Source organism: Natrinema soli (assembly GCF_028618695.1).
Window position 1 is genome coordinate 1 of sequence record NZ_JAQIVI010000469.1, and the last position, 1,103, is coordinate 1,103.

Annotated in this window: 2 protein-coding genes; one reads left to right on the plus strand and one right to left on the minus strand. The window is 68.9% G+C overall.

Features of this window, described 5'->3' with window-relative positions:
* The coding region (locus PGX04_RS24295; RefSeq protein WP_273740860.1) for a molybdopterin molybdotransferase MoeA at positions 1-728 on the plus strand (728 nt) is incomplete at its 5' end.
* Between the two features lie 69 nt (positions 729-797).
* On the opposite strand, the gene PGX04_RS24300 is transcribed toward PGX04_RS24295, so the two are convergent.
* On the minus strand, positions 798-1,103 hold a 306-nt coding region (locus PGX04_RS24300), incomplete at its 5' end, for a DedA family protein (protein WP_377043368.1).

Genomic DNA, 1,103 nt, shown 5'->3' on the forward strand with positions numbered 1-1,103 from the left:
TCTCGGTGGCCCAGCAGCCCACCGTCGGCGTCGTGCCGACGGGCGAGGAACTCGTCGCGGGCGATCCGGATCCCGGCGAAGTCGTCGAAACCAACGGGCTCACCGTCTCGCGGCTGGCCCAGCGCTGGGGCGCTCGAGCCACCTACCGCGACGTGGTCACCGACGATCCCGAGTCGCTTCGCGTGGCGATCCAGCGGGATCTGACGAAGGACGTGATCGTCACGACCGGCGGCTCCTCGGTCGGCGAGCGCGACCTCCTCCCGGAAGTGATCGACGATCTGGGGGAGGTGGTCGTCCACGGCGTCGGGCTCAAACCCGGTCACCCCGTCTGTCTCGGAATCGTCGAGGACACCCCCGTGCTCGCGCTGCCGGGCTACCCCGTCGCCTGCATCGTCAACGCCGTCCAGTTCCTCCGGCCGACTCTGCGCTGGCTCGAGGGGACGACACCCGACTCCCATCCGACGACGCGGGCGATCCTCGAGCGCAAGATCCCCAGCGAACCCGGGACGCGGACGTTCGCGCGGGTTCGGCTCGAGGCTCGCGACGAGGATGAGGCTGACCGGGAGCGTGACGAACCCGAGTACGCGGCGATTCCGACGCGAGCGAGCGGGTCGGGCGTCCTCTCGAGCGTCGCGCTGGCGGACGGCTGGGTGGTCGTCGACGACGACCGCGAGGGGATCCCGGCGGGCGAAACCGTTACCGTGGAGAACTGGGAACCGAACGCATAACCGGCATTCCCACCGGAAAGCAGGCACGTGCGATCGCAGGAGGGCTGTGCGATCGGTGTGCGAACGGCTTCAGTTGTTCCGATAGGAACCACGTTCTCGCCGTCGATACTGCGTGACGACCAGGAGTCCCATTACGAGAGCGATAGCTACGAACACTGTAGCGAGAACCGGCCGATCGGCGGCGACGGAGCCGGCGGCTTCGAACAGGGACTGCTGTCTGCCGTAGTAGACGACCGCGCCGACGGCCGCGTAGAACAGGACGGTGCCGGCCGCCGTGTAGACGCCGAACCGGGTCGGTGACATGTCGGCGAGCGCCGCCGGGATGGTGACGACGGACCGCAGCGCCGGCAGGAACCGGCCCCAGAAGACCGACGA